This is a genomic window from Reichenbachiella sp., assembly GCF_039941815.1.
Lineage (GTDB): Bacteria > Bacteroidota > Bacteroidia > Cytophagales > Cyclobacteriaceae > Reichenbachiella.
Genome location: NZ_JBDVDW010000002.1, coordinates 1 through 2,167 on the forward strand (window position 1 = coordinate 1; position 2,167 = coordinate 2,167).

General features: G+C 39.9%; 2 protein-coding genes. Both read right to left on the minus strand.

Features of this window, described 5'->3' with window-relative positions; genetic code table 11:
* Nucleotides 1-292 precede the first annotated feature (292 nt).
* Nucleotides 293-1,969: an ATP-binding protein gene (locus tag ABJF11_RS00010; protein WP_317306096.1), complete on the minus strand. Its 1,677-nt coding sequence runs from the start codon at nucleotides 1,967-1,969 to the stop codon at nucleotides 293-295.
* 11 nt (nucleotides 1,970-1,980) lie between these two features.
* Nucleotides 1,981-2,167: DNA cytosine methyltransferase (locus tag ABJF11_RS00015; protein WP_348117026.1), on the minus strand; the 187-nt coding region annotated here is incomplete at its 5' end.

Genomic DNA, 2,167 nt, shown 5'->3' on the forward strand with positions numbered 1-2,167 from the left:
TGAAAGCTTCGGGCCTTTTTTGTTTATGGGGTCTCCGGAATCATTGGAGCGTTTTATGATTGCGGAAATGCGACCGCTTCATTAATACACCGCATGTACAGGCGCAAGAATTTTAAAGCACCCATTATCTACTATCGTTCAGCATTCAAAATGCTATCTTAAATTAAAGTCCAGACAGTTTGGCACCCAATTAATGGGCCACTTACCTTCACGACATATCCTTTATTATCTTTGTGACTTGGGCACTTCTGTTAGGCCCACCACAAATTTAAGGCTAACTTCATCTATCTCATTAATCTGATTTCCCTATATGCTCCAATGCCGCAACAATTAACGGTTCCAACACCTCAAAATCATTGGCAAGCTGAATCGCTGAAACCTGCATACTGTCGTGATGATGCTTTACAATGTTTCCATTTTCAGATACGTGTTTCAATCGGACATTAAATGTTTTCTTATCTTCTTTTGAAAACCCCCAACGTTGAGCCTGTTGAGAAAAAAACGCTGTAAAGTCATCACCGCTATTTCCGCATTTCCTCGCAAGAATTTCAAAAAACGACCAAGCTCCAACGTACATAAGAATTGGGTGATTTACCAAAGAAATGACGCACAATGATCTATAGAGGCGGTACGGCTTTTTAGCTTTACTTTTCTTTAGTGCAGATTCAATTTTTTCTGAAAATGGTATCTTAGTTTCCGACTTGTCGATGGCAAACCCATCATCTTCGTTCTCGGGTTTCGTAGAGTATTGATTCTCGTCATTACCACCTTGGCTTTTATCATCTTCTTGAGTGGATGAATCCGTAGACTCTTCGGAAGGTTCAGGCTGGTCAGTTTCAGAATTCTTCTCGTGATTTTCTTTCTGGTCAGGTATACCAACACCTACCTTCTCAAGTGACGGAGCGCCTTTTGCACGATAGTTTTCAGCCTGATTTAGCAAATCCTTTAGGCCACTTACATCTTTTGCTAGGTGCTCGCCGAAATCTTCATCATCAAAAGAAAACCTGTCTTTCGTATAGCTAACTGGATGCTCATCAAGGTGCAATTCCCCTTGAAGCCTCATTCCGGCAGCTTTATTTGAAGTGCCGTATAGACCATCCGGCTTATAATGCTTCTCTGTCGTTCCCACTATCACCCTGTTATGTCTGAACAAGACTAGCCCAGGATTCTTTTTGTATCCCCCAGAATTCATTAGGTGGATAAAACCTTTCACTGGCTTCCCTTGAAATTCGGTGTTTACATCAACTGTCCACTCTTTCTCATCGCCGGTTGTAAAAATCTGATTTTTTCGCTTTACAAAGGCTGGAGCCTTTAGGGTTTCAAAACCCTTATATTTTCTTTTAATTGTAGTCTTTTTTCCGTCGAATGAAGAGTTTATATTAACTGTATTTTCGTCTCTACTTATGAATTTTTGATATATATCACCAATTCCTCGACAAATAGCCTCATACTTATCTTCATTGATTCTATTTCGCAGGCCTTTTAGCTCGATTATCGTTCCATGGTTTGATGAGTCACTTGATTTTTCAGTCACTTCGAGCACTGACCTACCCTCAGAAAGCAGCTTTTCAAGGTTAAAGTCAGCACTTAATCTTATCCCTTCGCATTTGGGGTAAGTGGTCAGAACCCACTCATTGGAAAACCAAACTGCAGCTGACTTCATCCCAATGCCGAATTCACTGAGACCAGATTTTGAAGGTTTGTTTGCCGGCTGAAGAGCTTTTTTTAAAACCTCTTTTTTTATTCCTGGCCCTCTATCGGTAATAACGATAGAGTTACGTTTACTTTTAATATGATAGCTGGAGGAAAAGAAATCAATGTCAATCTCAAGAACATCAAGATCTGAGTATTCTTGGAAGGCGTGTATTGAATTGTCCAAAAACTCACAGAGCGCATAAGTTGGATCATATCCTTGACTTATCAGCAAGCTATACATATTCATATCGGGTGAAACATTTACTTTAAACATTCCAGATCCTTCTAGTGTATTAGTTCTTTTGCGATTTCTTTGACTATTAGGGCGTTAACTGCATTCCCAAGAGCCTTAAAAGCCTTGCTATTGTTGACAGGAAAAAAATCAAGCATATCCAATGACTGCAATGCTGCCGCCTCTTTAATGCTCATGTATCTTCTTTCTTCACCTAAGATTGGAGTTTGGGTTGTAGAC

Excerpts from the sequence above, each read along its gene's own strand:
- ABJF11_RS00010 (WP_317306096.1), bottom strand. The coding sequence starts at position 1,969 with ATGTTTAAAGTAAATGTTTCACCCGATATGAATATGTATAGCTTGCTG.